Source organism: Halobaculum saliterrae, from assembly GCF_009831625.1.
Lineage (GTDB): Archaea > Halobacteriota > Halobacteria > Halobacteriales > Haloferacaceae > Halobaculum > Halobaculum saliterrae.
Map to the genome: position 1 here is coordinate 25716 of NZ_WUUS01000010.1, position 24078 is coordinate 49793.

Annotated in this window: 28 protein-coding genes; 20 read left to right on the forward strand and 8 right to left on the reverse strand. The window is 71.3% G+C overall.

The window, feature by feature from the left end:
* The first annotated feature begins 26 nt into the window (after nucleotides 1-26).
* The 3 genes from GRX01_RS15040 to GRX01_RS15050 all read left to right on the forward strand — a co-directional run bounded on the left by GRX01_RS15040 (nucleotide 27) and on the right by GRX01_RS15050 (nucleotide 1561).
* Complete coding sequence (locus GRX01_RS15040; RefSeq protein ID WP_159669317.1) at nucleotides 27-422, forward strand: dehydratase; 396 nt, start codon at nucleotides 27-29, stop codon at nucleotides 420-422.
* Between the two features lie 102 nt (nucleotides 423-524).
* Nucleotides 525-719: a hypothetical protein gene (locus GRX01_RS15045; protein WP_159669319.1), complete on the forward strand. Its 195-nt coding sequence runs from the start codon at nucleotides 525-527 to the stop codon at nucleotides 717-719.
* Entirely contained in the window at nucleotides 716-1561 is an 846-nt protein-coding gene (locus tag GRX01_RS15050) for a BKACE family enzyme (protein WP_159669322.1), read from the forward strand. The genes GRX01_RS15045 and GRX01_RS15050 overlap by 4 nt, the downstream gene beginning before the upstream one ends.
* Before the next feature lie 33 nt (nucleotides 1562-1594).
* Here GRX01_RS15050 and GRX01_RS15055 read toward each other — a convergent pair whose 3' ends face one another.
* Nucleotides 1595-2086, reverse strand: coding sequence for a DUF456 domain-containing protein (locus GRX01_RS15055; protein WP_159669325.1), 492 nt, complete (start codon nucleotides 2084-2086; stop codon nucleotides 1595-1597).
* Between the two features lie 55 nt (nucleotides 2087-2141).
* The gene (tmcA, locus tag GRX01_RS15060; RefSeq protein ID WP_159669328.1) at nucleotides 2142-4439 is read right to left on the reverse strand and encodes a tRNA(Met) cytidine acetyltransferase TmcA; all 2298 of its coding nucleotides are present in this window, start codon (nucleotides 4437-4439) and stop codon (nucleotides 2142-2144) included.
* 96 nt (nucleotides 4440-4535) lie between these two features.
* Between tmcA and GRX01_RS15065 the strand changes: the two genes are divergently transcribed.
* From GRX01_RS15065 to GRX01_RS15090, 6 genes are all read left to right on the forward strand, one after another.
* Complete coding sequence (locus tag GRX01_RS15065; protein WP_159669331.1) at nucleotides 4536-4865, forward strand: 4Fe-4S dicluster domain-containing protein; 330 nt, start codon at nucleotides 4536-4538, stop codon at nucleotides 4863-4865.
* Nucleotides 4866-4984: 119 nt separating this feature from the next.
* Nucleotides 4985-5836, forward strand: a complete 852-nt coding sequence (locus GRX01_RS15070) for an electron transfer flavoprotein subunit beta/FixA family protein (protein WP_159669749.1) — start codon at nucleotides 4985-4987, stop codon at nucleotides 5834-5836.
* Nucleotides 5837-5838: 2 nt separating this feature from the next.
* The gene (locus GRX01_RS15075) at nucleotides 5839-7602 is read left to right on the forward strand and encodes an electron transfer flavoprotein subunit alpha/FixB family protein (RefSeq protein ID WP_159669334.1); all 1764 of its coding nucleotides are present in this window, start codon (nucleotides 5839-5841) and stop codon (nucleotides 7600-7602) included.
* Nucleotides 7595-9301 carry an FAD-dependent monooxygenase gene (locus GRX01_RS15080; RefSeq protein WP_159669337.1) on the forward strand — a complete coding sequence of 569 codons (1707 nt, stop codon included), beginning with the start codon at nucleotides 7595-7597 and terminating at the stop codon, nucleotides 9299-9301. Before GRX01_RS15075 ends, GRX01_RS15080 begins: the two co-directional genes overlap by 8 nt.
* A gap of 7 nt (nucleotides 9302-9308) precedes the next feature.
* A complete protein-coding gene (locus GRX01_RS15085; RefSeq protein WP_159669340.1) occupies nucleotides 9309-9671 on the forward strand; it encodes a hypothetical protein in 363 nt (120 codons plus the stop codon).
* A gap of 89 nt (nucleotides 9672-9760) precedes the next feature.
* Nucleotides 9761-10495, forward strand: coding sequence for a GNAT family N-acetyltransferase (locus GRX01_RS15090; protein ID WP_159669351.1), 735 nt, complete (start codon nucleotides 9761-9763; stop codon nucleotides 10493-10495).
* A 1-nt stretch (nucleotide 10496) separates the two neighbouring features.
* On the opposite strand, the gene GRX01_RS18930 is transcribed toward GRX01_RS15090, so the two are convergent.
* Nucleotides 10497-10661 (reverse strand): hypothetical protein, encoded by a 165-nt coding sequence (locus tag GRX01_RS18930; protein ID WP_201289619.1) that lies wholly within the window; start codon nucleotides 10659-10661, stop codon nucleotides 10497-10499.
* 101 nt (nucleotides 10662-10762) lie between these two features.
* Between GRX01_RS18930 and GRX01_RS15095 the strand changes: the two genes are divergently transcribed.
* The 11 genes from GRX01_RS15095 (at nucleotide 10763) to GRX01_RS15140 (ending at nucleotide 18082) form a co-directional block, all read left to right on the forward strand.
* Nucleotides 10763-11437: a cyclase family protein gene (locus GRX01_RS15095; RefSeq protein ID WP_159669354.1), complete on the forward strand. Its 675-nt coding sequence runs from the start codon at nucleotides 10763-10765 to the stop codon at nucleotides 11435-11437.
* A gap of 209 nt (nucleotides 11438-11646) precedes the next feature.
* Nucleotides 11647-12009, forward strand: a complete 363-nt coding sequence (rpl7ae, locus tag GRX01_RS15100; protein ID WP_159669356.1) for a 50S ribosomal protein L7Ae — start codon at nucleotides 11647-11649, stop codon at nucleotides 12007-12009.
* 6 nt (nucleotides 12010-12015) lie between these two features.
* A complete protein-coding gene (locus tag GRX01_RS15105; protein WP_159669387.1) occupies nucleotides 12016-12240 on the forward strand; it encodes a 30S ribosomal protein S28e in 225 nt (74 codons plus the stop codon).
* 4 nt (nucleotides 12241-12244) lie between these two features.
* Nucleotides 12245-12421, forward strand: a complete 177-nt coding sequence (locus GRX01_RS15110) for a 50S ribosomal protein L24e (RefSeq protein WP_159669390.1) — start codon at nucleotides 12245-12247, stop codon at nucleotides 12419-12421.
* Entirely contained in the window at nucleotides 12418-12888 is a 471-nt protein-coding gene (gene ndk, locus GRX01_RS15115) for a nucleoside-diphosphate kinase (protein WP_159669393.1), read from the forward strand. Before GRX01_RS15110 ends, ndk begins: the two co-directional genes overlap by 4 nt.
* A gap of 194 nt (nucleotides 12889-13082) precedes the next feature.
* Nucleotides 13083-14075 (forward strand): 2-phospho-L-lactate transferase, encoded by a 993-nt coding sequence (cofD, locus tag GRX01_RS15120; protein ID WP_159669396.1) that lies wholly within the window; start codon nucleotides 13083-13085, stop codon nucleotides 14073-14075.
* A gap of 107 nt (nucleotides 14076-14182) precedes the next feature.
* The gene (locus GRX01_RS19225) at nucleotides 14183-14977 is read left to right on the forward strand and encodes a dihydropyrimidine dehydrogenase (RefSeq protein WP_321168159.1); all 795 of its coding nucleotides are present in this window, start codon (nucleotides 14183-14185) and stop codon (nucleotides 14975-14977) included.
* Nucleotides 14974-15867, forward strand: coding sequence for a triphosphoribosyl-dephospho-CoA synthase (locus tag GRX01_RS19230; protein WP_321168144.1), 894 nt, complete (start codon nucleotides 14974-14976; stop codon nucleotides 15865-15867). The genes GRX01_RS19225 and GRX01_RS19230 overlap by 4 nt, the downstream gene beginning before the upstream one ends.
* Complete coding sequence (locus tag GRX01_RS15130; protein WP_394351394.1) at nucleotides 15864-16622, forward strand: DUF447 domain-containing protein; 759 nt, start codon at nucleotides 15864-15866, stop codon at nucleotides 16620-16622. The genes GRX01_RS19230 and GRX01_RS15130 overlap by 4 nt, the downstream gene beginning before the upstream one ends.
* Nucleotides 16623-16686: 64 nt before the next feature.
* On the forward strand, nucleotides 16687-16881 hold the full coding sequence (locus GRX01_RS15135; protein ID WP_159669402.1) for a 30S ribosomal protein S17e: 195 nt from the start codon (nucleotides 16687-16689) through the stop codon (nucleotides 16879-16881).
* A 97-nt stretch (nucleotides 16882-16978) separates the two neighbouring features.
* Nucleotides 16979-18082 carry a DUF63 family protein gene (locus tag GRX01_RS15140; RefSeq protein ID WP_159669405.1) on the forward strand — a complete coding sequence of 368 codons (1104 nt, stop codon included), beginning with the start codon at nucleotides 16979-16981 and terminating at the stop codon, nucleotides 18080-18082.
* 26 nt (nucleotides 18083-18108) lie between these two features.
* On the opposite strand, the gene GRX01_RS15145 is transcribed toward GRX01_RS15140, so the two are convergent.
* From GRX01_RS15145 to GRX01_RS15165, 5 genes are all read right to left on the reverse strand, one after another.
* A complete protein-coding gene (locus GRX01_RS15145; RefSeq protein WP_159669408.1) occupies nucleotides 18109-19971 on the reverse strand; it encodes an acetyl-CoA carboxylase biotin carboxylase subunit in 1863 nt (620 codons plus the stop codon).
* A 150-nt stretch (nucleotides 19972-20121) separates the two neighbouring features.
* On the reverse strand, nucleotides 20122-20403 hold the full coding sequence (locus GRX01_RS15150; RefSeq protein ID WP_159669411.1) for an acc operon protein: 282 nt from the start codon (nucleotides 20401-20403) through the stop codon (nucleotides 20122-20124).
* Nucleotide 20404: 1 nt separating this feature from the next.
* Entirely contained in the window at nucleotides 20405-21949 is a 1545-nt protein-coding gene (locus GRX01_RS15155) for an acyl-CoA carboxylase subunit beta (RefSeq protein ID WP_159669755.1), read from the reverse strand.
* 141 nt (nucleotides 21950-22090) lie between these two features.
* A complete protein-coding gene (locus GRX01_RS15160) occupies nucleotides 22091-23068 on the reverse strand; it encodes a carbohydrate kinase family protein (protein WP_159669414.1) in 978 nt (325 codons plus the stop codon).
* Nucleotides 23065-24066 (reverse strand): ribose 1,5-bisphosphate isomerase, encoded by a 1002-nt coding sequence (locus tag GRX01_RS15165; RefSeq protein WP_159669417.1) that lies wholly within the window; start codon nucleotides 24064-24066, stop codon nucleotides 23065-23067. The genes GRX01_RS15160 and GRX01_RS15165 overlap by 4 nt, the downstream gene beginning before the upstream one ends.
* Nucleotides 24067-24078: the final 12 nt, after the last annotated feature.

Consider the following 24078-nt stretch of genomic DNA (forward strand, 5'->3'; position numbering starts at 1 on the left):
CGGGTCGAGCCTCCGACGCGACGACCATGGATCCCGACGACCTGCCGTCACCGGGGACGACCCTGCGGTACGAACGGACCTTCTCCGTCGAGGAGGTGGAGGCCTTCGCCGACCTCTCTGAGGACCGCGGCGAGCACCACGAGGTGCCCGACGAGGACGGTCGACTGCTCGTCCACGGCCTGCTCACGGCGACGATGGCGACGAAGATCGGCGGCGACCTCGACGTGCTCGCGCGGACGATGACGTTCGACTTCCACCGACCCGTCTACACCGGCCAGCGGATCGGCTGTGAGGTCACGGTCGAGGCCGTCGACCACGGCGACGACGGCGACCGAGCGGAGGTCGAGGCGGACGTGGTCTGTCACCGCGACGGCGACGAGGTCGTGCTCACCGGCGGGTTCGAGGGCGTCGTGTTGGCGTGACCGCTCCGGCCGCCGGTCGGTCACGGTTCGAGCGTGAGGCCGCCCGGTTACGCCGGCGTCACCGACGCGCGCTTTGATGACGCCGGGCGCCGTGCGTCGCGTATGGCCTGTCCACACCTCGAGTACCGCGAGTCCGATGGCGATCGGGAGTTCGACACCGCCCGGGCGTTTTGCACCGTCACGGGTGAGTTCGTCCAGCCGGTGCACGCCGACATCTGCAACGAGCGCTACGGACTCGATCCGGAGTCCGACTGCGAGATCTTCCGCGAGCACGCGGGACTGGACTGGGACGAATGACCTACGAGGAGTACCTCGACGGCAAGCCCGTCGTCATCACCGCCGCGCTCACGGGGGGCATTCAGGGGAAGGAGGCACATCCCGACCTTCCCGAGACGCCGGCAGAGATCGCCGAGGCAGCCGCTGCGGTCGAGGACGCCGGCGCGGCGGTCGTCCACCTGCACGCCCGCCGGGACAACGGCGAGCGCGCGTTCTCGACCGAGCGGTTTCAGGGGGTCACGGACGCCGTCCGCGACGCGACCGACGATGTCATCGTCCAGCACTCGACGGGCGGCACCGCCGCGCCGGACGCCCTCCGCGCGGAGCCGCTGCGGACGGATCCGACACCCGAGATGGCGAGCCTCGACATGGGGCCGATGAACCGCGGTCGGCGACTCACGAGCGAGAACACCCGCGACACGATCGACGGCCTCCACGCCGAGATGCGCGAGCGGGGGATCAAGCCGGAGCTGGAGGTGTTCAACAACGGCCACCTCAACGAGGCGTTCCGGATCCTCGACGACCTCGACGAGCCGCCGTACCTCAACCTCATCTTCGGTCCCGGAACCCTCGCGCCGCCGTCGCCGGCGAACCTCCAGCGGATGGTCGACCAACTGCCCGAGCACGCAGAGTTCAACGTGATCGGGTTCGGTCCGCATCAGCTCCCGCTGACGACGCAGTCGCTGATCCTCGGCGGACACGTCCGCGTCGGGCTGGAGGACAACAGCTACCTCCGGAAGGGGGAGCTGGCGACGAACGAGGCGCTCGTCGCGCGGGCGGCGCGGATCGCCGAGGAACTCGGCCGGCCGGTCGCGACGCCCGCGGAGGCGCGCGACCTGCTCGGCGTCGAGTCTCGGCGCTGACCGGGGAGGGGGCGAGTCGCGAGGGAATGCGGTTCAGCGGACGAACACGACCGCGACGAACCCGACGAGGACCGACAGCGTCAACGCGAGTTGCGCGACCGACGAGGCGAGCATTCCCGCGAGCGTGTAGCCGGCGGCCCGGGCCGCCGCCACCGGCTCCTTGCCGGCGTACAGCTCGGCGCCGAGTACGGCGAGCGCGGTGCCGACGACGATTCCGAGCGGGCCGAGCACGAAGAACAGCGCGAGCGACGCGACGCCGGCGACCACCATCGTCGTCGTCTCGGCGCCGCCGGCCTTCGAGGCGAACGCGCCGCCGAGGTGTTCGACGGCGAACGCGATCAACCCGACGAGCACGAACACGACGACCCAGCCGACGCCGAGCGCCGGCGCCGACGGTGGCGCGAGGAAGTAGTAGACGAGGACGCCGGTGGCCGAGAGCGGTCCCGCCGGCACCAGCGGCACGACGCTCCCGACCACGCCGGCGACGAGGACGAGGACGGCCGCCGCGGTGATCAGGTCGACCATGGGGAGGATCCGCGACGAGGACCGATAAGTTCCGTCGTCGTCACGAGCGCCGGCCTCACTCGTACCGCTCGCGCTCGTGGAGCGCGACCTCGTCGCCGTAGCGGTCCACCAGCGGCTGGAGCGCCCGTCCGAGGCTCCGCATGCACTCGGCGGTCGAGACGTAGTCGAGTTCGTCGGTCACGGACACCCAGTCGTGCGCCTGCAACACCTTCCGGACGAGCAGGCGCTCCTCCCGCGCCGCGAGGTCGCACTCGCCGTCGAGCAGGTGCGCGAGGGCGAGGCGTCGGAACGGACGGGGCGCCATGTCCGCGAGCCCGGGGCCGTACGCCGCGGCGACGGTCAGGCGCCACTCGTACTCGGAGACGTCGACGACCGCGTGGCCGGCGGCGTCGCAGGCGGCCAGCGCCGCGCGGACGACGTCCGGATCCAGATCGCACAGCGCGTCCGAAAGTACCGCGTCGATCCGTTCGCGGAACCAACGGCCGTGTCGACGCGCGAACGCCCGCCCGTCGTCGCTCGTCGGGGTCACCATGAGCGCCGAGTGCTCGCCGCTGGCCGCGTTGCGCGTTGTCGCGAGGTGGACCGTTCGGTAGCCGTTGTCGGCCCAGAAGTCGAGCAGGTCGGGCGTCGCGCCGAAGCCGGTGCCGAGGTAGTCCACGTCGTCCCCGACCTCCCGCTCGATCGTACGGAGCAGTTGAGAGCCGAGCCCGCGACTCCGCACGGCGTGGTGGGTCGCGATGCGCATGACCCGCATCCCGGTCGGCGCCGCCGCGTCGGGATCGCGGAGCTGGCTCGTCAGCACGTCCGGGAGCATGTTGCCGCGGACGCGTTCGCCGTCGTACATCGCCTCCCGGGTCGTCGCGTCGAGCCCGCCCTCGCGCGCCAGCAGCGCGACCGAGACGACGTGTCCCTCGTGGGTCAGCGCCCGCAGCGAGAGGTTCGGCGCGTCGAGCAGGCGCGCGAGGTCGTCCGGCTCAGTCCGGTAATGTGCGAGCACGAGCAGCCCAAACGCCTCCGAGAGCAGGTGCTCGTCCGCGAGCAGGTCGTCCGCGTCGACGGCGCGGTAGTCGACGGTCTCGGGCGTCGCGTCCTCCACAGCGGCGGCGACGGCCGGACGGGCGTCGAGCATGAGCGCGCGGAACGCCCATCCCTCGACCGGATCGCCGCGAGCGTAGCGGATCGGGTCGTCCATCCGCACGTCGGTCACGCGGCGGTCGGACTCGTCGAGGCGGTCGCGGAAGCGGACGGAGAAGCCGCGCCCGGCGCCCTCGTATCCGTGGACGGTCGTGACGAACGCGGCCGCCGGGGCGTCGAGCAGGCCGGCGAGCAGCCGCACCGGGAGCGCGGCGGCCTCGTCGGCGACCGCGACGTCCGCGTCGCCGGCGGCGTCGACCGCCTCCGCGGGCGGGAGATAGCGGATTCGGCCTCGGCGTGTCGCCCCGTCGGTTACTTCGGTTCCGGACGCTCCGACCCCCGACGACGCGACCTCGATCCGTCGGTCCCCGTCGACCGGGACGGCCACGTCGAGATCCGCGAGCAGGGCGCGGGCGCGCTCGAACAGCGCGCTCGCGCCGGCGAACGACGGGGCGGTGACGAGCACGTCGCGGCCGGCGGCCGCGAGCGACGCCGCGGCGAGGCCGGCGGCGCTCGACTTCCCGCGCCCGCGGTCCGCCTCGACGACGACGGCCGAGCCGGGATCGGACAGCGCCTCCAGCGACGACAGCGCACGCGACTGATCGCGGGTCAGGCATGACTCGTAGGCGACGCCGGGGAACAGCGGGCTCGCAGGGGTCGTCGGCCCCGGCTCCGGCGGCGGCGCCTCGCCGCCGGTCAGGCCGTCGCGTTCGATCCCGTCGTCCGGGCCGCCGTCCGGATCGACCGAACCGATCGCGACGCCCGGATGGGTACGGAGGGTCTCGACGAACCGCCTCCGGAAGCGGCCCGACACGTCGTCGAGGCCGAACGGCGGCACCGCCAGCGACTCGTCGAAGTCGTCTCGGCGGTCCGGCCACTCCTCGAGCGGCGGCGCGAGCAGGACGAACAGCCCGCCGCCGTCGACGGCGCCGACCGACCGGCCGACCGCGTTGGGCGAGAACTCCGCGAACGCGTCGAGGATCACCGCCTCGCGGGTCGTCCCGAGCAGCCGCGATGCGTGCTTCGGGCGGTGGCGCTCGAAGCGGAACCCCTCGCGCGTCGACAACAGCGCAGTCCCGTCGTCGACGTCGGCGGCCTCGACGACGGTGAAGGCGGCGTCGAGGCAGGCGTCGCGCTCGCCGTGGAGCACGAGGAGGCGCCGCTGGTTCGTCCGGCGAGCCTCCGCGCGGAGGGCGGCCGCGAGCTCGGCGAGCTCCATACCTCGATGTCCCGACGCCCGGAGTTGGGTCTTTCCGTCTCCACGTCCAGCGGCCGGGAGTTTTACCTTCGTCCGGAATGATGTCAAATGGTAGCAATGCCCATCGACCCGAACTTCGAGGAGACCCGCGAACAGGTTGACGAGCACGAGGGGCACGCGGTGTGGGGCCCGGTCGACAAGCCCGAGGAGCGGGGCATCCACGGCACTCACGTCGCCGTCGACTTCGACATCTGTCTGGCCGACGGGGCCTGCATCGAGGACTGCCCGGTGGACGTGTTCGAGTGGGTCGACACGCCCGGTCACCCGGAGAGCGAACTGAAGGCCGACCCCGCACACGAGGATCAGTGCATCGACTGCATGATCTGCGTCGACGTCTGTCCGGTGGACGCGATCGACGTGGACGCTGGGCGCGCGGGCCGACTATAGCGTCTGTATCTGTCATTTCGGGGCGTATACTCCCGATCTCTCGTGAGCGACGCGGCCGACGGACGGCGGAGAAACCGTTATACCTTACCCACGTGACATTAGTTTGGTGAATGGCACCGATGCACACGGCCGTACTGACGAAGGGCGTCCCGGACTTCCGTGAGGGGAAGGTCGCGTTCGACGAGGAGGGCCACCTCGAACGGGGGAACACGCCGACGGTGATGAATCCGAACGACGAACACGCGTTGCGGGCGGCGCTCCAGACCCGTGTCAGACACGGGGGTCGGGTGAGCGTCATGAGCATGGGTCCGCCGGGGTACGAGGACGTGTTGCGCGAGGCGATGGCGTCGGTGTACGCGGACGACTGCGTGCTCGTCTCCGACAAGCAGTTCGCGGCCGCGGACACGTGGGCGACGGCGATCACGCTCGCGACGGCGCTCGAACGCCTCGGCGACCCGGACCTCGTGTTCGCGGGGTTCAAGACCGCGGACGGGGAGACGGGCCACACCGGTCCACAGACGTGCTGGTGTCTGGACGTCCCGGTCGTCACCCACGTCGTCGCGCTCGACATCGACCCGGAGGATCGCACGCTGCGCGCCAAGCGCCTCGTCGAGGGCGACGTCGAGGAGATCGAGACGGTGGAGACGTCGCTGCCGGCGTTCGTCGTCGCCGACCCGGAGTTCGAGCCCAGCTACCGGACGGCGCGCCACCGGCTCGAACGCAAGCGCCTCCGGGCGGAGGCCCGGGAGCGCGCCGAGGACATCGACGACCACCTAACCTACTGGGACCACGAGGACCTGAACCTCGACCCGGACTACGTGGGTCTCGACGGCTCGCCGACGATCGTCTCGGGGGTCGACCCGATCCCGCGGGCGCCCGCCGAGCGGGAGGCGACCGAGGTCGACCCGACGGACCCGGAGGCGATGGGGTCGGTCGTCGAGGAGTTGACGCCGTACGCGGGGGGTGACTGACGATGCCGGAGATCGACCCCGCGGAGCACGACGTCTCGGAGCTCGGCCCGAAGGTCCAGTCGATCGAGGACCCGGAGGAGCTCGAGGCGCTCCTGTCGGCCGAACGCGACGGCGAGAACCGCGACGCGGTGATCACGGTGATCGAGAGCCGGCTCGACCGGATCGCCGACGACGAGGGCGGCGGGGACGGCGACATCGACCTCGATGCGATGTCCGTCGCGGAGATCGGGAACGCCCTCCAGGACGTCGAGGACCCGGAGCGACTGCGCGACCTGCTGGATCGAGAGACGAACGGCGAGGACCGCGACCCCGTGGTCCGACTCGTCGAGCGCCGCCTGAACTCCGTCGAAGGGGGCGACGAGGGGGACACCGGCGGAGCGGTGACCGATCGCGAGCCGCCGGAGGAACGCCACCCCGAACTGGACCACCCGACGGCGGACAAACAGTACGTGACGGCGCTGGACGACGGCACCTACCGCGACATGTGGGTGTACTGTGAGACGCAGGCGGGCGACCTGCTCGACGTCTCGCGGGAGCTGCTCGGGAAGGCCCGGGAGCTGATGGACGGCTACAACGAGGAGTACGTCGACGGGAACGCCGGCGAGGACGGCGGGGGCGAGGCGAACGAGCGCGTCGTCGCGATGCTCGTCGGCGACGACGTCGCCGACCACGCGGACGAGTGCATCGCGCTCGGCGCCGACGTCGTCGTCGTCCACGAGGACGACCGGCTCGCGCGGTTCAGGCACGAGCCGTACGCGGAGGTCGTCGCGGACATGGCTCGGTGGGGCGCGGACCCGCCCGCCCGCGACGAGGACCGCGCGCCCACGCCGCCGTCCGACGCCGACTGGCGCGACTACGACGAGCCGAGGTACCTCCTGTTCCCGGCGACGAACAACGGCAGGGACCTCTCGGCGCAGGTACAGGCGGAACTGGACTCCGGGCTGGCCTCGGACTGTTCGGGGCTGTCCATCGAGGACGCCGGCATCTCCAACCCGGTGAAGACCGGCGACCCCGGGAGCACCCGGACGTTCGAGCGCGTGCTTCACATGAAGCGGCCGGACTTCTCGGGGTTCGAGTACTCGACGATCCTCTGTCTCGACAACCCCGACCGAGAGTTCCACCCGCAGGGCGCGTCGGTGATCCCGGGGAGCTTCGAGGCCCCCGAGCCGGACCCGGGACGCGAGGGGCTGGTCGTCGACCACGAGACCGACCTCGACGACGACTGGTTCCGCGTCGAGGTGACGGAGTTCGACCGGCTCTCCGGCGGCGTCGACCTCTCGGGCCACGACGTCGTCGTCGCCGTCGGGCGGGGGATCGGAGCCGACCCGACGGGCGGGATGGAGCTCGCGCTGGAGCTGGCGGACGCATTCGAGGACGCCGCGGTCGGCGTCTCACGGGGTATCGTCACGGGGTCGTACAGCTTCGACGCGCACGTCGAGTCGTACACCGCCGAGGAGCGCCAGATCGGCGAGACGGGTCAGGAGGTGACGCCCGATGTCTACGTCGCCGCCGGCATCTCCGGGGCGGTCCAGCACAAGGTGGGCTGTGACGAGGCCGACACCATCGTCGCCGTGAACACCGACCCGGACGCCCGCATCCGCGACTGGTGCGACTACTTCGTCGAGGGGGACCTCTTCGAGGTGCTCCCGCGGCTGACCGACGCCGTCGAGGCGGGCGGGCTCGACGCCGAGGCGATCGCGGACGGCGGGGGTGGGGTGACTCCGGGCGCCGACCCCGCGACCGACGGGGGTGGGGCGAATGAGTAGCGAGCCGGACGTCGGCTTCGACTCGGCCGCCGCCGTCGACGGCGGCGAGGCGTTCGAGGCGGTGGTGGTCGGTGCCGGCCCCGGCGGCGCGGCCGCCGCCGCCGTCCTCGCGGACAACGGCGTCGAGACCCTCGTGCTGGAGCGGGGGGTCGAGGCCGGATCGAAGAACGTCTCCGGCGGCCTGCTGTACGCCGAGGAGTCCGCGCCGTTCGCGCTCGACGACCTGTTCCCGGGAGTGCGCGAGGCGGCGACCGAGCGCCCGGTCACCCGGAACTACATGGACTGTCTCGGCGACGGGAACGTCCACACGATCGACCTCTCCGGCGTCCACGAGCACGACACCGCCTGGTGCGACTCGGTGCTCCGGCGACGGTTGGACTCGTGGCTCGCCGAGCGCGTCCACGAGCGGACGGCCGCGGCCGGCGCCGGCCTCCTCACGGGAGTCCACGTGGACGGGCTGCTCTGGGAGGACGGCGAGATCGTCGGCGTCACCTGCGACGAGCTCGACCCGATCCGCGCGGACCTGGTCGTCGCCGCCGACGGCGTGAACAGCGAGCTCGCCCGAGAGGCGGGGTTGATGGACTGGGACGAGCCGGAGGAGTGGTTCCAGGGCGTGAAAGCCACCGTCGACGTGCCGCCCGCGGCGGTGAACGAGCGGTTCGGCATCGACGAGAACGAGGGCGTCGCACGGCTGTTCGCCGGCGACCTGTTCGAGGGCGTCCGCGGCGGCGGCTTCCTGTACACGAACCGCGATTCGCTGTCGATCGGGACGGTGTTCCACCTCGACAGCCTCGCGGCCGAGCGCGCGGAGCCGCACGAGCTGCTCGACGCGCTGCTCACCCACCCCCACCTCGGGCGGTGGCTCCCCGACGAGTACGAGGAGCGGGAGTACGCCGCGAAGCTCGTCCCCGACTCGAAGAAGGCCGCTCACCCCTCGCCGCACAGGGGGCGGCTGCTGCTCGTCGGCGACGCCGCCGGCCAGATGCAGGCGCAGGGGCCGATCATCAAGGGGATGAACCACGCCGTCTCCGCCGGCGGGCTCGCCGCCGAGGCGTTCCTCGAGGCGCGCAACCGTCGGGACACCGACGCCGCGGGCGAGCGCTACGAGCGCAAGCTGCACGGCTCGGGGCTGTTCAGCAAGCTCAAGCCCCGACGATACGGCGCAGTCGGCCGCCTGGGCGAGCGGGAGGCCGTCGCGGACGCGGTCGACGACCTCGTCGACTCCCGGCTGGGTCGGCTCGGCGTGCGCGTCGCCGGCGGCGTCGTCGGGCGCGCGTTCAACTCCCCGTTCCTGCTCGGGGCGCTCCCGGACACCCGATCCGCGTACGCGACCGTCCCGACCGTGCTCGCGGAGGAGCTGGGCGCGCCGGTCGACGCGGAGAACGGGGCGGAGCCGCCGTCGCTGGAGGAGCGCATCGGCGACCTCACCTACGACACCGACGTCGGCAACGCCCACATCGAACTCGTCGACGACGGCTACGACGCGAGCGGCGCGGCAGTGACCGCGTGCCCGGTGAGCGCCGATGGGTTCGGCGGCGGCTGCTACCGCGAGGAGACCGTTCGGGCGAACGGCGACGAGGAGCGCGTCGTGAGCCTCGACACCCAGCCCTGCATCGAGTGTGGTACCTGTGCCGTCGTCGCGGAGACTGAGTGGACGCACCCCCGGGGCGGGAAGGGCGTCGACTTCCACGAGGGGTGATCCGCGGGTGACCCGGGGAACCCGAGCGAACGACATCGCGGCGCTGGCCGAGGGCGCGGCGCGGGCGAGGCGCGCCGAGTCGACGGCGTCGCCGGACGCGATGGCGGCCCGGCGGGCCGCCTGCGACGGACTCGGCCCGGTCGTCGCGCGCTACATCGAGGCACGTACCGGAGACCGGGAGCGTCTCTCCGCCGAGCAGCTCGACCGGCTCGACGCCGCCTGTAACGACTGGTTGGCCGTGTACGCGCGCAGGCTGGGCCGGGAGTGCGATCCCGGCGTCCCCGTTCGGACCGCCGCCGAGGCGGTGATCGACACCCACGACGTCGTCGCGGCGGCGGAGCTACTCACCGGGGTCGATGCGGACTGGTGAGGCCCGAACTCAGGCCGTCCCCGGTCGACCGTCGGGGCGACCCTGGAGGTCGGCGTACACTTATGTGTTGTGGTGTGCTACCGAACACCATGGAGCTGACAGAGAATCTCACGTTCAGCCACACCGACAGGCGGGACCTGTACGAGTTCGTCGAGGAGCACGGGACGGTCCACGAGCGCGAGGCGCGGCGGGCGCTCAACCTGGACCGGACGGCGTTCGGCCATCACGCGACAGTGCTGGTGCGTGACGGCTACCTCGACTGGGAGGAGGACCACCTCAGCGTCGCCTACGAGGACAACGGCGCGACCGAACACACCGCCGACGGGCTGGAGTACGTCGTCCGCATCGCGACCCAGCGGGACCTGTCGGGGCTCGTCGGCGTCATCCGGCAGGTCGCCGGCGAGGGGACGTACATCGAGGCGGAGACGGTCGCGGACGTCATCGAGCACGACGAGGTGGTGTTGCGCCACAACGAACTGGAGTCGCGACTGTTCATGGTGGCGACCGTGGACGACGAGGTGATCGGGTGGGTGCACCTCGACCTTCCGGAGGCGGAGAAGCTGAGCCACACGGCCGTCCTGACGGTCGGCATCCTCCCGGAGTACCGTGGAAAGGGGATCGGATCGACGCTCTTGGAGCGGGGGGAGTCGTGGGCGGCGAGCCACGGGTTCGAGAAGCTGTACAACAGCATCCCCGCGACCAACGACGGCGCCGTGGCGTTTCTCACGGACCACGGCTGGGAGCGGGAGGCGGTTCGGGAGGGCCACTACACGATCGACGGGGAGTACGTCGACGAGTTGATGCTGGCCAGGCGGCTGGAGTGACTCAGGGCCACTCCGCCTGGCTCCCCTCCAGCGGCTCCGCGACGACCCCGTCGCGCTGAGCCAGCGATCTCGCGTGCGCGACGCAGACGTCGCGGTCGGCGTCCCAGGGGACGTGCAGGCGAACCGCGGCCTCGCGCGCACAGCCGTCCTCCGCGCAGTTCGTCATCGCGGGTCGGTGTTCGACCCTCCGGGAGTTCAGTCCACCGCCGGGGAGGCACGGGCGACGCCGGTCGTCACGTTCAGGTCCCCCGCCGGCGGCGTTCGGGTATGGAACCGATCGACCTCACGCGCCGAATCGAGCCCGGGATGCCGGTGTACCCCGGCGACCCGGGCGTTTCAGCCGAGTCGAGCGCGACGATGCAGTCGGACGGCTACCGCGTCACGCACCTCTCGTTCACGACCCACGTCGGGACGCACATCGACGCGCCGGCACACATGGAGCCCGAGGGATCGACGCTGGACGAGTACGACGTCGGGGACTTCCGCTTCGACGCGCGGCTCGTCGACCTGACGGGCGAACGCGGCGACGGCGGGCTGGACGCGCGCGAGCCGATCGAGCCCGGAACCCTCCCGGACGGCACCCCGGACGCGGACATGCTCGTCCTTCGAACCGGCTGGGGCGACCACTGGGGCGACGACCGCTACTTCGATCACCCGTATCTCACGCCCGGGGCCGCGCGCCACGTCGCCGACCTCGACTGCGCCGTCGGACTCGACACGATCAACCCCGACCCCACGCCGACGGAGCGGGCGGGGGACGACGAGCCCGCGGGAACGCCCGCGCACCACGAGCTCCTCGGGGCCGGCGCGTTCATCGTCGAGAACCTCGACCTCACCGCGGATCTGCCCGAGCGGTTCACGCTTCGGGCCTACCCGCTCCGCGTCGACGGCGACGGCGCACCCGTGCGGGCGGTCGCCGAGCGATCGTCGAGGGCGGACTGATCGGGAATCGAGACCGCCACCGTCCCCCGATCGCACGTGCCGGGAAGTGTCGTGGTGGGCCCTCACACGGGCACGAAGCATTGAACACGTTTATACAGCCGTCCCGAGTACCCAGTCAGTACGACCTGCTCGGGGTCGTGACCCGCTCCGTCGTCAGGGACTTACGACCGGCGGAGGTGTCGAGCCACCGAGCGGGAAGCCACACAACAATGTCAGTCTACGTCGACTACGAGACCCCTGCGGACCTCGCGGAACGAAGCCTCGACGCGCTCGAGGTCGCCCGCGACACCGGCATCGTGAAGAAAGGAACCAACGAGACGACCAAGGCGGTCGAGCGCGGCAACGCCAAGCTCGTGTACATCGCCGAGGACGTCGAGCCCGAGGAGATCGTCATGCACCTCCCCGAACTCTGCGAGGAGAAGGGCATCGCCTACGTCTTCATCGAGACGCAGGACGATGTCGGCCACGCCGCCGGCCTCGAGGTCGGCTCCGCGGCCGCGGCCGTCACCGAGACGGGCGACGCAGAGGAGGACATCGACGATATCGCCGGCAAGGTCGAGGAACTGCGGTAAGCCACCATGTCCGCTGAAGAGCAAGAGAGCGGCTCCACGCCCGCCGAGGTCGTCGAGATCGTCGGCAAGACCGGGATGCACGGCGAGGCCATGCAGGTCAAGTGCCGCATCCAGGAGGGCGAAAACCAGGGCCGCATCATTACGCGGAACGTCCTGGGCCCCGTCCAGATGGGGGACATCCTCCAGCTGCGAGAGACCCAGCGCGACGCCGACTCCATCGGAGGTCAGTAAGCCAATGCCCCAGCAACGAGACTGTGACTACTGCGGCGCCGACATCGAGCCCGGCACGGGCACGATGTTCGTCGCCGTCAACGGCAGCGTCACGCACTTCTGTTCGGCGAAGTGCGAGAAGAACGCGGATCTGGGTCGCGAGGCGCGCGACCTCGACTGGACCGCCGAGGGTCGCGAATGAGCCACGACGAGCGAACGTTCGTGATGGTCAAGCCCGACGGCGTCCAGCGCGGCCTCATCGGGGACATCGTCTCCCGGTTCGAGGACCGCGGCCTGAAGCTCGTCGGCGCGAAGTTCATGCAGATCGACGAGGAGCTCGCCCACGAGCACTACGGCGAGCACGAGGGCAAGCCGTTCTTCGAGGGCCTCGTCGAGTTCATCACCTCCGGCCCCGTCTTCGCGATGGTGTGGGAGGGCGCGGACGCCACGCGGCAGGTCCGCAAGATGATGGGCGAGACCGACCCCGCCGACTCCGCCCCGGGGACGATCCGCGGCGACTTCGGCCTCGATCTGGGTCACAACGTCATCCACGGCTCCGACCACGAGGACGAGGGCGCCAACGAGCGCGAGATCGCCCTCTTCTTCGACGACGAGGAGCTCGTCGACTGGGACCTCGACGCCGCCGACTGGGTCTACGAGGACGAGTAACGAGCCGACCGACGGACGCGTCGCTCGACTGCGGTTTGCGGCACCCGATTTTCATGGACCCTCGACTCGGAGCGGCTGGTCCGTCCGCGTCAGTTTCCGTGATCGATACGTCTCGGACGGCGTGAAGCGACCTCGCGCCCTCGTCTCGGGACTCCAACGACAGCATACAAGCCCGCCCCCGTGTAATTCCGCCCATGGTCACGTTCCTCGCCGGCGGCACCGGCACGCCGAAGCTCCTCGACGGCGCCGCCGACGTCTTCGCGCCCGCCGAGACGACGGTCGTCGGGAACACTGGCGACGACGTGGAGATCGGCGGGCACCTCGTCTGCCCCGACGTCGACACGGTCCTGTTCCACGGCGGCGGCGTCCTCGACACGGAGCGGTGGTGGGGGATCGCCGGCGACACCACCGAGACCCACGAGGAGCTCGCGCGGCTCGCGGACGCCGCGGACCTCGGGAACGGCCCCCGTTACCTCCCCGAGGAGGCGCAGATCACCGGCCGCGAGATCGCCCGCTGGCGGCGTTTCTCCGGCGTCGCGGAGTTCATGGAGATCGGCGACCGCGATCGTGCGGTCCATGTCACCCGCACGTCGCTGCTCGACGAGGGCCGCACCCTCACCGAGGTGACGCGCACGCTCGCCGACGCGTTCGACCTCGACATCGACTTGATCCCGATGAGCGACGACCCCGTCGCCACGATCGTCCACACCGCGGACGGGTCGATGCACTTCCAGGAGTACTGGGTCGCGAACCGCGGCGAGCCGGCCGTCGAGGACGTAGAGTTCCGCGGCAGCGACGCGGCGTCCGCCACGGACGCGGTCCGCTCGGCGCTTCGCGATGACGTCGTGATCGGCCCCTCGAACCCGGTGACGAGCATCGGCCCGATGCTCGCGCTCGACGGCGTCCGTGAGGCGCTCGCGGAGACGACCGTCGTCGCGGTCTCCCCGTTCGTCGAGGACCGGGTGTTCTCCGGCCCGGCGGCGGATCTCATGCGCGGCGTCGGCCGCGAGCCGAGCACCGCCGGCGTCGCCGACGCGTACCCGTTCGCGGACGCGTTCGTGCTCGACGACGACGACGGCACCGACCTCGACCGGCCGGTCGTCCGAACCGACACGCGGATCGACGGGCCGGACGACGCCGAGCGCGTCGCGCGAGCCTGTCGGGAGGCGCTGGAGGTGGCCGAGTGACCGAAGACACGAGGGAGGCGCCGACGGTCGCGACGGAGGAGGCGGGCGGATCGGTCGAGGCGGGAGACGCAGCCGAGCCGGCCACGGCGACCGCGGCCGATCTCGGGATCGATCCGCCCGTCGCGCTCGCGAGCCTCTCGGGCGAGGCGGACGCCGAGTGGGCGCGGGCGGGCGCAGACTACGCCGGCGCGGCGTTCCTCGGGGGTATCGCGCTCGACGCCACGAGCCGGGAGGCCGTCCGCGCGATGGTCGCCGACCGGGACCGCTCGGAGTTCCTCCCCGAGGACCCGCTCGCGTGGATCGACGAGCAACTCGACTCGCTCGCGGGCGACGACCTCGGGCTCCGAGCCGGCGTGAACGTCCGCGCGACGAACGCGGGGGCGATCCGTGACGCGGCCGCCGTCTGTGCCGACCGCGGTGCGGTGCTGGAGGTGAACGCCCACTGCCGGCAGGCCGAACTGCGCGCCGCCGGCTGCGGCGAGACGCTGCTCGCCGACACCGGCCGGCTGTCCGGGTACGTCGCCGCGGCGGCCGACGAGGGCGCGGCCGTGAGCGTGAAGGTCCGCGCGGAGGTCGACGGCGTCGACCTCGCGGGGACGGCCCGGGCGGTCGCCGACGCCGGCGCGGACGCGATCCACGTCGACGCGATGGACACCGAGGACGTCGTGGGAGTCGTGAAGGACGCCGCCCCCGAGCTGGTCGTGATCGCGAACAACGGCGTCCGCGACCGACGGACGGTCCGAGAGTACCTCGCTGCCGGCGCCGACGCGGTGAGCGTCGGCCGGCCGAGCGACGACCCGAGAGTCATGCGCCGGGTCCGGGCGGCTGTCGACGAGTGGCCCGACGGGGAGGGTCCGCCCGATGCGACACCCGGTACGGATCCGGCGGGGGTGTCGCGGTGACCGACCCGGGGGTCGCCGCGGACGTCCCGCGACGCGGCCCGGCGGCGAACGCCGAACTCGCCCTGCTACTGGAGGTGGCTGGAACCCCAAAACCCGGAAACGTCGACCGCGCTCGCGACCTCGCGGCCCTCCGGTTCGAGCACTTCCTCGCGGGCGCGGTCGGCGCCCGACCGGGACTGGAGCGCGCGGCCGCAGGCGACCCCGTCGGCGAGGCGTTCGAGGCGGCCGTCGCCGGCATGAGCGAGCAGTCCGGCGGCAACACGCAGTTCGGCTGCCTCCTCCTGTTGACGCCGCTGGTGCGCGCGGCCACAGACGACGACCGCACGCTCTCGCCCGACGGCGTCGCCGCGGTGTGTGAGGCGACGACCGTCGACGACGCGGCAGGCTTCTACCGCGCGTTCGAGCACGTCGACGTGGCGGTCGCGGACCCGCCCGAGGGGATGGACGCGCTCGAAGTGCGCCGCGGCGCCGAGGCGGTGCCGGCGTTGCGCGATCGCGGTGTGACCCTGTTCGAGGTGATGCGCGAGTCGGCCGCACCGGTCGACGACCACGGGACTCCGGGCGACGCGAACGCCCGCGAGTGGGTCGAGGGGTTCCCCCGGGCGTTCCGGGCGGCCGAGGCGATCCGCGCGGACGACGGGCCGATCGTCGACCGCGCGGCCCGCGCGTTCCTCGACCTGCTCGCGGAGGCCGAGGACACGCTGGTCCGGACGCAGCACGGCCCCGAGGTCGCCCGAGAGGTCCGCGAGCGGGCGGCGGGGATCGGCTCGCTCGACGAGGCGGAGGCTTGGGCCGACGAGCTTGTCGAGCGGGGGATCAACCCCGGGACGACCGCCGACGTCACGGCCGCGGCGCTGTTCGTTGCGCTCGAGCGCGGGGTGTCGGTGTGAGCGACGACCCGTCCGAGGGGGTGGGCGACGGCGACGAAGCGGACGGCGACAGCGACGATACCGGCCACGCCGACGCTGACGCCGATGCCGCCGCCGACTGGCCCGTCGACCTCACAGGCGTCACCGAGTCGGTGGTCGCGACCCTGGGCCCGAACGGGCTGTGGAACCTCGCCGCGCTCGGGCTCCACGCCCCCGAGCACGACGACCGACCCGCCGACGCGCCGGTGCGCGCGCGGACGTGGGGACGGACCCGAACGTGGCGGAACTTCACGGAGCGCGGCGGGGGCGTCGTGCAGTTCGTGACGGACCCGCGGGACTTCGTCGACGCCGCGGCGACGGTCCGCGAGGAGGAGACCCCGGTACTCGACTCGGCGGACGCGTGGGTCGAGGTCGAGGTCGAGGAGGTCGACTCGGGCGAGCGTGGCGGCACGGAGTGGGTCGACTGGCACCTCCACGTGAGGAATGCGGCGGTCGAGCGGACCGGCGTTCGGACGATCAACCGCGGGTTCGGCGCCGTGATCGACGCGACGGTCGCCGCCTCCCGGCTGGACGTGCCCTCGTACGACACCGAGGATCTGCTCGCGCGGCTCCGCTACTTCGCGGACGTGGTCGACCGGTGCGGCGGACCCGCCGAACGCGAGGCGTTCGAGACGCTACGCGAGGCGAGCGGGTGGGATCGCCGGGACCACGACGTGAACGGTGACCGCCGTGAGGACGAGGCAGCCCGCGACGATGACGACGTTGACCGCGAGTAGCGAGGGAGCGCCCGTGTCGACCCGGAACGAACGCTTTTAGTTCGCGTTTCCTGTACTGTCCGACATGGCGATCAAACCGAAGTACGTCAAGCAGCTCGCGACGCTGCTCCTGGAGCAGTATCCGCAGTCGTTCAACACCGACTTCGAGACCAACAAGGAGAACGTCACGAAGCTGACCAACGTGGAGTCCAAGGGCGTCCGCAACCGCATCGCGGGCTACATCACGCGCAAGAAGGCCGGCAGCGCGGCGTCGGCCTGAGGGAGTCGTCGAGTTCTCACGCGAGCCGTAGCCGGACAGCGGCGCCGCCGCCGGCCACAATCGACAGGTTGAACGACGCGGGCCGCCCGTCCCCGATATGTCGAGTTCCTCGTTCGCGGACCGGCTGGGAACGTCCCCGGAGGCGGCGTACCTCGGGGGCGTCTCCGCGGCCGTGGTCGCGATCGCCGCGGCCGCGCTCGCGTTCCCGGAGGCGGTGTACGACGGCTTCGTCTGGCACTACTTCTGGGGACCGGTGCAGGCGGACGCGAACTCCGCGGTGTGTGCGATCCGTCCCGGCAGCACCGTCGAGTACCTCTACTCCAGCGCGGAGTGTTCGGCCGCGGCCGAGCCCGTCGCGTACCCCGGCTATACGCTGGTTTCTGAGGTCGGATACGTCGTCATCCTGTTGGTCGCGCTCGCGGGCGTCTCCCTGTTTCTTCGCCGGCTGGACATCGCGCGGACGACCGACTTCTTCCTCGCGCTGGTCCCGCTGTTCGTCTTCGGCGGGGCACTCCGCGTCGTCGAGGACGCCGACAACGCGATGTCCGACGCGCTGCTCCCGTATCCGTGGGACACGCTGATCATCAGCCCGTTCATCTACTTCACCGTCTTCGGGATCACGCTGGCGCTCGTCGTCGCGGCCGTCTGGCTGGACCGCCGCGGGACCGTCGACGGGATCGAACGCCCGATCCTGTTCGGAGGGATCGCGCTCGACGTCGTCACGGTCGGGTTCCTCGCCGCGTTGGCGATGACGCCGGGGAACCCCGTCACGTTCTACCCGCAGGTGATCGGCGTCATCCTCGTCGGCACCGCGGTCGCGACGGCGGCGACGTGGTACGCGACGAGGGCGTGGATCCCGTGGGTCCACTCCGGCACGGGCACGGCGGGGATCGTCGTCCTCGCGGCCCACGCGCTCGACGGCGTCGCGAACGTGATCGGCCTCGACTACATGGTCGCGCTGGGCGCCGGGCCGAACCTCGTCCCGAAACACCCCGTCAACCAGTTCATCGTCGACGCCACGGGCGCGGCGTGGCCGTTCCTCGTCGTGAAGCTCGTCGCCGCGGTATTCGTGCTCGCGATCTTCGAGGAGGAACTGTTCGAGGAGTCGCCGCGCTACGCCGTCCTGCTACTCATCGCGGTGACGGCGGTCGGAATGGGTCCCGGGACGCGGGACATGTTACGCGCGACGTTCGGGATCTGAATCGGGGGCAGTCGGCCGACGGCCGCCTACTCCAGCACGACGAGCACGTCGCCCATGTCGACGGAGTCGCCCTCGCCGACGAGCACCTGACTCACGACGCCACCCTTGTCGGCGACCACGTCGTTCTCCATCTTCATCGCCTCCAGCACGCACACCACGTCGCCGGCGGCGACCTCGTCGCCCTCGCTCACGTCGACCGAGAGGATGGTACCCTGCATCTCCGCGGCGATCGCCTCGCCGTCGCCCTCGACGACGACCTCGTCGCCGCCGTCGTCCGACTCTGCCACGTCGGGACGCTCCATCCGGCCGGAGCCGCCACCACCGCCGCTCGGCGTCGGGATCGCGGGCGCGCCGCGCTCCTCCAGGCTCACCTCGAAGCGCTTGCCGTTCACCTCGACGGTGAACTCGCGCTCGGTCGACTCCTCGCCGTCGTCCCCGGTGGTGTCGGCGTCGCCGGTTCCCCACGTCTCCTGGGCCTCCGCGAAGCGCGAGCGGTCGATCCCCTCGTCGAGGTACTTCGTCGTGTGTTTGCCGGCGACGAAGCGGTCGTCGGTGAGCATCAGCCGGTGGAACGGCACGATGGTGACGACGCCCTCGATGTCGTACTCGGCGAGCGCGCGCTTCGAGCGGGCGATACACTCCGCGCGGTCGCTCCCGTGGACGATCAGCTTCGCGATCATCGAGTCGTAGTCCGTCACGATGTCGTCGCCCTGTCGGAGCGCGTCGTCGAGGCGGACCCCGATTCCGCCCGGCGGGTCGTACGTCTCCAGGCTGCCCTGGTTGGCCGGCGCGAAGTCGTTCGCGGCGTTCTCCGCGTTGATGCGGAACTCCATCGCGTGCCCCTCGAGCTCCACCTCCTCTTGCGAGAACCCGATCTCCTCGCCCATCGCGACCCGAAGCTGCTCCTTCACGATGTCGATGCCCGTCAGCTCCTCGGTGACGGTGTGCTCGACCTGTATCCGGGTGTTGACCTCGAGGAAGTAGAAGTTCGCGTCCGGGCCGAGGAGTTCGCCGTCCCCGCGGTCGGTGTCCTCCTCGACGAGGAACTCGACGGTGCCGGCGTTCGTGTAGTCGGCCGCGCGGACGCCGCGTCGGGCGGCCTCGCCGATCTGCTCGCGCAGTTCGTCCGACAGCGCCGGCGACGGCCCCTCCTCGATGACCTTCTGGTAGCGCCGCTGGAGCGAGCAGTCGCGCTCGCCGAGGTGGCGAACGTTGCCGTGTTCGTCGGCGACGATCTGCACCTCGATGTGGCGCGGGTTCTCCAGATACCGCTCCAGGTACACCGAGTCGTTCGAGAAGTACGCCTCGCCCTCGCGTTTGGCGGACTCGAGGAGGTCCTCGGCCTCGTCGGCGGACTGGACGACCTTCATCCCGCGACCGCCGCCGCCGCCCTCGGCCTTGATCGCGACCGGGTAGCCGTACTCGTCGCCGAAGTCGGTGACCTCCGCCACCTCCGTGACGGGGTCGGTCGTCCCCGGCACGATGGGCACGTCCGCCTCGTCCATGATCTTCCGGGCCTTCGTCTTCTCGCCGAGCGACTCCATCGCCTCGGCGTCCGGGCCGACCCACGTGATGCCCTCCGCGTCGGCGACCTTCGCCGCGAAGTCGGCGTTCTCAGCGAGGAAGCCGTATCCGGGGTGGATCGCGTCGGCGTCGGCCTTCCGGGCGGCCTCCACGATCGCGTCCTGGTCGAGGTAGGAGTCGGCCGCGCGGGCCGGGCCGACGTTGTACGCCTCGTCGGCGTAGCGGACGTGACCGCCGTGCTTGTCGGCCTCGGAGTACACCGCGACCGTGTCGATGCCGAGCTCCTCGCACGCGCGCATCACGCGCACCGCGATCTCCCCGCGGTTGGCGACGAGCACCTTGTCGAACGGAGTGGTTTCGGTCATTCTTGCGAGGTCCTTCCGCAGGCCGTCTACTCAAACCGTCGGTTCGGAATGGGCCACGAGGGCGAGAAAGCCGACGCTGGCGGAACTACTACTCGACCACGAGTACGATTCCGGCGTCGACGGACGCCGAGCGGCGCTCCAGGTTGCCGCTTAGAACCGGTCCGTCCGCCCGCTGGCAGTCCACGCGTCGGTGGGCGCGCCCCGGGGGACGCGTGCGCCTCGACCGCCCAGCGCCTCGAGTCGACCGGCGAACGCCCAGCGCTTGCCGTCCCACGTCTCCTCGCCGTCCTCGGCGGCCGCGGCCGCGGCGGCTGCCTCGCTGTCGCGGACGTGCGCGCCGATGGCCGCGAGGATCGCCGCGGCCTCATCGTCGTCGGCGTCGTCGGGCAGCGTCAGGCGTTCGGCGACCGCGGGTTCGTCGTCGTCAGCCATCTCAGATCGGGATGTTGCCGTGTTTCTTGTCCGGGAGCGAGTCGCGCTTCGACAGCAGCATCTCCAGGTCGTCGATGAGTCGCGGGCGGGTCTCCGTCGGCTCGATCACGTCGTCGAGGAACCCCTTGTCGGCGGCCGTGTAGGGGTTGGCGAACTCCTCGCGGTACTCGTCGATCAGCTCCTGACGCTTCGCCTCGGGGTCGTCGGCGTCCTCCAGTTCGTCGTCGTAGAGGATGCTCACCGCGCCCTTGGGACCCATCACCGCGATCTCCGCGGTCGGCCACGCGTAGTTCACGTCGCCGCCGATGTGCTTCGAGGCCATCACGTCGTACGCGCCGCCGTACGCCTTGCGCGTGATCACGGTCAGCAGCGGGACGGTCGCCTCCGAGTACGCGTACAGCAGCTTCGCGCCGTGGCGAATGATCCCGTTGTGCTCCTGGTCGGTGCCGGGCATGAAGCCGGGCACGTCGACGAACGTCAGGATCGGGACGTTGAACGCGTCACAGAAGCGGACGAAGCGGGCGCCCTTCTCGGAGGACTCGATATCGAGCGTTCCGGCGTTGACTCTGGGCTGGTTCGCGACGACGCCGATCGAGTGGCCGTCGAGGCGGGCGAACCCGGTGACGATGTTCTTCGCGAAGTCCGCGTGTGTCTCGAAGAAGGACCCCTCGTCGACGACGCGGTCGACGACGTTCGTGATGTCGTAGGGCTTGCGTGGCTCGTCGGGAACGATCTCCGTCAGCTCCTCGTCTCGGCGGTCGGGGTCGTCCCACGGGTCGACGCGAGGCGGGTCCTCGACGTTGTTCTGCGGGAGATACGACAGCAGGCGACGCATGTCGTCGAGCGCCTCCTCCTCGGAGTCCTCCGCGAAGTGCGCGACGCCGGAGGTGCTCGCGTGGGTCTGGGCCCCGCCGAGTTCCTCGAAGGTGACCTCCTCGCCCGTGACGGTCTTGATCACGTCCGGGCCGGTGATGAACATGTGACTCGACTCCTTCACCATGAACGTGAAGTCCGTGATGGCGGGGGAGTACACCGCGCCGCCGGCACACGGCCCCATGATCCCCGAGAGCTGCGGGATGACGCCCGACGCCTCGGTGTTGCGCCGGAAGATCTCCGCGTAGCCCGCGAGCGAGCCGACGCCCTCCTGAATGCGCGCGCCGGCGGAGTCGTTGAGCCCGACGACCGGCGCGCCCACGTCCATCGCCTTGTCCATCACCTTGCACACCTTCTCGGCGAACACCTCGCCCAGCGAGCCGCCGAAGACGGTGAAGTCGTGGGCGAACACGAACGTCTTCCGCCCGTTGACCTCGCCGTACCCGGTGACGACGCCGTCGCCGCGGATCCGCTTCTCCTCCATCCCGAACTTGTGGGTGTCGTGGGTGCGGAACTGGTCGAACTCGTGGAACGTACCGTCGTCGAGGAAGTAGTCGATCCGCTCGCGCGCGGTCATCTTCCCCTTCTCGTGTTGGGCCTCGATCCGGGCCTCTCCGCCGCCCTTCTCGGCGTCCGCACGCTTCTCGCGGAGCTCCTCGATGCGGTCCTCCATCGTCACGGCAGGTCACCTCGGGTCGGAGCAGTCATTGGTTGGATGCACTGTGCGGCGAGGCGGCCCTTAGGGGTTCCGTAACAGGCTACGTCCCCTCAGGCGTCCGGGACCGATGTCTCGGCGGCATCGACCGCCGCTCGACTACAGCGTTCCGCCGTCGGCGGCGGCGGCGAGCGCCGACTCGATCCGCTCCCACGTGATCTCGACGCGCGCGCCGACCTCCCCCGCGGCGATGGCGCCGCAGGCGTTCGCGACCGCCAGCGCCCGCTCCAGTTCCGCCCCGTCGAGTCGCGCCGCGAGGAAGCCCGCCGCGAAGGCGTCGCCCGCGCCGGTCGTGTCGACCACGTCGGCGTCGAAGCCGTCGTGGACGATCGTCCGGTCCCCGCCCCTGTCGTGCGCCTCCGAGCCGTCGCCGCCGTGGGTGACGACCAGCGTCGCGTCCTCCCGGAGCACGCCGTAGGCGGTCGCGCCGTCGTCGTCCTCGTCGAGCAGCGCGGCCGCCTCCCGACGGTTACAGAAGACGAGATCCGCACGCGAAAGCACCTCGGTGAAGTCGCGCTCGGCGAACTGGCGGCCGGGCGCGACGCTCACGGTGGCCCCGCCCTCGCGTGCGCGCGCGGCGAGCGCGGCGGCGACCGCCGGCGGCTGGTTCGTCAGGTGGAGGTGGTCCGTCTCCTCCGTCAGCGCGCCGGGGGGGAGGTCCTCGGCGGTGAACGCCTCGTTGGCCCCCTCGTTCGACAGTACCATCACCTCGCCGTCGGCGTCGACGATCAGGTACTTCACCGCGGTCTCGCCGTCGGCCTCGACGAGGTGCGTCCGTACGCCCGCGCCCGACAGCTCCCGCTCGGCGAGCTCGCCCGACTCGTCGGCGCCGACGGAGCCGAACAGGGACGCGTCGAGGTCGAGTCCGGCGAGCACGGCGGCGACGTTGGCCGCGCTGCCGCCGCCGGCTTGGTGGCGACGCCGGATCTTCACCTCGCCGTCCGGGGCGGGGAGCCGGTCGACGATCAGCGTCACGTCCCAGTTCACGTGGCCGACGCACAACACGCTCGGTTCGGGAGTCGACGGCTCGTCGTCGATACGGTCGGGATCGTCGCCGCCGTGACCGCCGCCGCTCATGCGGTCGGCCCCGCCGTATCGGTCGTCGTCGCGTCGGGCTCCTCCCACGGTCTGTCCGCACTCTCGCCGAACAGTTCGCGCATCAGCGTGACGATGCTCTCGGGCGGGAACTGCCCCGACTCGGTGACGATGGCGTCGACGTACCGCGGCGGCGTCACGTCGAAGGCGGGGTTCTCGACGGTGATCTCGCCGATCTCCTCGCGAGCGTCGGCGTCGATGACCTCCGCCTCGTCGCGCATCTCGATCTCGACGGTGTGCCCCGTGAGCGTGTCGGGGTGGAGCTTGATCGTCTGGGCCGCGACCATGATCGGGACGCCGCGCTCGCGGGCGTTGACGGCCAGCCCGGAGGTGCCGATCTTGTTGACGACGCCGCCGTCGGCGGCGATGGAGTCGGCGCCCACGACCACGTGATCGGCGTCGTCGAGGTACCGGCGGGCCGCCGAGTCGACGATCAGCGTCACGTCGACCCCCAACTCGCGCAGTTGGGCCGCGGTGATGTGCCCCTGGTTCCGCGGGCGCGTCTCCTTGACGATCGCCGAGATGTCCTTCCCCTGCTCGACGGCGTGCTCGACACACGAGAGCGCGTCGGTCGAGTGGCAGTGGGTCATCACCGTGTCGCCGTCGCGGAGGCGGTTCGCGCCCACACGCCCGAGGTCCCGCTGGGCGCGGTCGAGGCGGTCGGTGAAGGCGGTGGTGGCCGCGACCACCGAGTCGCGGAGGGTGTCCACGTCGTCACCCTCCATCCGGCCGAGCGTGTATCGGAGGGCGTTCGGGAGCGACACCGCGGTCGGCCGCGTGTCGTACAGCCGGCGACCGGCGCGGCGCATCGTCCGTTCGAACGCCTCGGGGTCCGCGGTCTCGTCGGCCGTCTCGCGGGCCTGCGCCGCGATAGCGTCGGCGGCCGCGCCCGCGATAGTCGCCGCGCCGCGGGTCTCCATCGAGGCGATGTCGGCTGCGGTGGACTCGACCGAGTCCGAGATCGGCGGGTCGCTGGTCATGCCCTCCCGGTT

What these genes read in the sequence shown, in the direction of transcription:
- GRX01_RS15040 (WP_159669317.1), top strand. Translation starts at nt 27, where the DNA reads ATGGATCCCGACGACCTGCCGTCACCGGGGACGACCCTGCGGTACGAA.
- GRX01_RS15045 (WP_159669319.1), top strand. Translation starts at nt 525, where the DNA reads ATGGCCTGTCCACACCTCGAGTACCGCGAGTCCGATGGCGATCGGGAG.
- GRX01_RS15050 (WP_159669322.1), top strand. Translation starts at nt 716, where the DNA reads ATGACCTACGAGGAGTACCTCGACGGCAAGCCCGTCGTCATCACCGCC.
- GRX01_RS15055 (WP_159669325.1), bottom strand. Translation starts at nt 2,086, where the DNA reads ATGGTCGACCTGATCACCGCGGCGGCCGTCCTCGTCCTCGTCGCCGGC.
- tmcA (WP_159669328.1), bottom strand. Translation starts at nt 4,439, where the DNA reads ATGGAGCTCGCCGAGCTCGCGGCCGCCCTCCGCGCGGAGGCTCGCCGG.
- GRX01_RS15065 (WP_159669331.1), top strand. Translation starts at nt 4,536, where the DNA reads ATGCCCATCGACCCGAACTTCGAGGAGACCCGCGAACAGGTTGACGAG.
- GRX01_RS15070 (WP_159669749.1), top strand. Translation starts at nt 4,985, where the DNA reads ATGCACACGGCCGTACTGACGAAGGGCGTCCCGGACTTCCGTGAGGGG.
- GRX01_RS15075 (WP_159669334.1), top strand. Translation starts at nt 5,839, where the DNA reads ATGCCGGAGATCGACCCCGCGGAGCACGACGTCTCGGAGCTCGGCCCG.
- GRX01_RS15080 (WP_159669337.1), top strand. Translation starts at nt 7,595, where the DNA reads ATGAGTAGCGAGCCGGACGTCGGCTTCGACTCGGCCGCCGCCGTCGAC.
- GRX01_RS15090 (WP_159669351.1), top strand. Translation starts at nt 9,761, where the DNA reads ATGGAGCTGACAGAGAATCTCACGTTCAGCCACACCGACAGGCGGGAC.
- GRX01_RS18930 (WP_201289619.1), bottom strand. Translation starts at nt 10,661, where the DNA reads ATGACGAACTGCGCGGAGGACGGCTGTGCGCGCGAGGCCGCGGTTCGC.
- GRX01_RS15095 (WP_159669354.1), top strand. Translation starts at nt 10,763, where the DNA reads ATGGAACCGATCGACCTCACGCGCCGAATCGAGCCCGGGATGCCGGTG.
- rpl7ae (WP_159669356.1), top strand. Translation starts at nt 11,647, where the DNA reads ATGTCAGTCTACGTCGACTACGAGACCCCTGCGGACCTCGCGGAACGA.
- GRX01_RS15105 (WP_159669387.1), top strand. Translation starts at nt 12,016, where the DNA reads ATGTCCGCTGAAGAGCAAGAGAGCGGCTCCACGCCCGCCGAGGTCGTC.
- GRX01_RS15110 (WP_159669390.1), top strand. Translation starts at nt 12,245, where the DNA reads ATGCCCCAGCAACGAGACTGTGACTACTGCGGCGCCGACATCGAGCCC.
- ndk (WP_159669393.1), top strand. Translation starts at nt 12,418, where the DNA reads ATGAGCCACGACGAGCGAACGTTCGTGATGGTCAAGCCCGACGGCGTC.
- cofD (WP_159669396.1), top strand. Translation starts at nt 13,083, where the DNA reads ATGGTCACGTTCCTCGCCGGCGGCACCGGCACGCCGAAGCTCCTCGAC.
- GRX01_RS15135 (WP_159669402.1), top strand. Translation starts at nt 16,687, where the DNA reads ATGGCGATCAAACCGAAGTACGTCAAGCAGCTCGCGACGCTGCTCCTG.
- GRX01_RS15140 (WP_159669405.1), top strand. Translation starts at nt 16,979, where the DNA reads ATGTCGAGTTCCTCGTTCGCGGACCGGCTGGGAACGTCCCCGGAGGCG.
- GRX01_RS15145 (WP_159669408.1), bottom strand. Translation starts at nt 19,971, where the DNA reads ATGACCGAAACCACTCCGTTCGACAAGGTGCTCGTCGCCAACCGCGGG.
- GRX01_RS15150 (WP_159669411.1), bottom strand. Translation starts at nt 20,403, where the DNA reads ATGGCTGACGACGACGAACCCGCGGTCGCCGAACGCCTGACGCTGCCC.
- GRX01_RS15155 (WP_159669755.1), bottom strand. Translation starts at nt 21,949, where the DNA reads ATGGAGGACCGCATCGAGGAGCTCCGCGAGAAGCGTGCGGACGCCGAG.
- GRX01_RS15160 (WP_159669414.1), bottom strand. Translation starts at nt 23,068, where the DNA reads ATGAGCGGCGGCGGTCACGGCGGCGACGATCCCGACCGTATCGACGAC.
- GRX01_RS15165 (WP_159669417.1), bottom strand. Translation starts at nt 24,066, where the DNA reads ATGACCAGCGACCCGCCGATCTCGGACTCGGTCGAGTCCACCGCAGCC.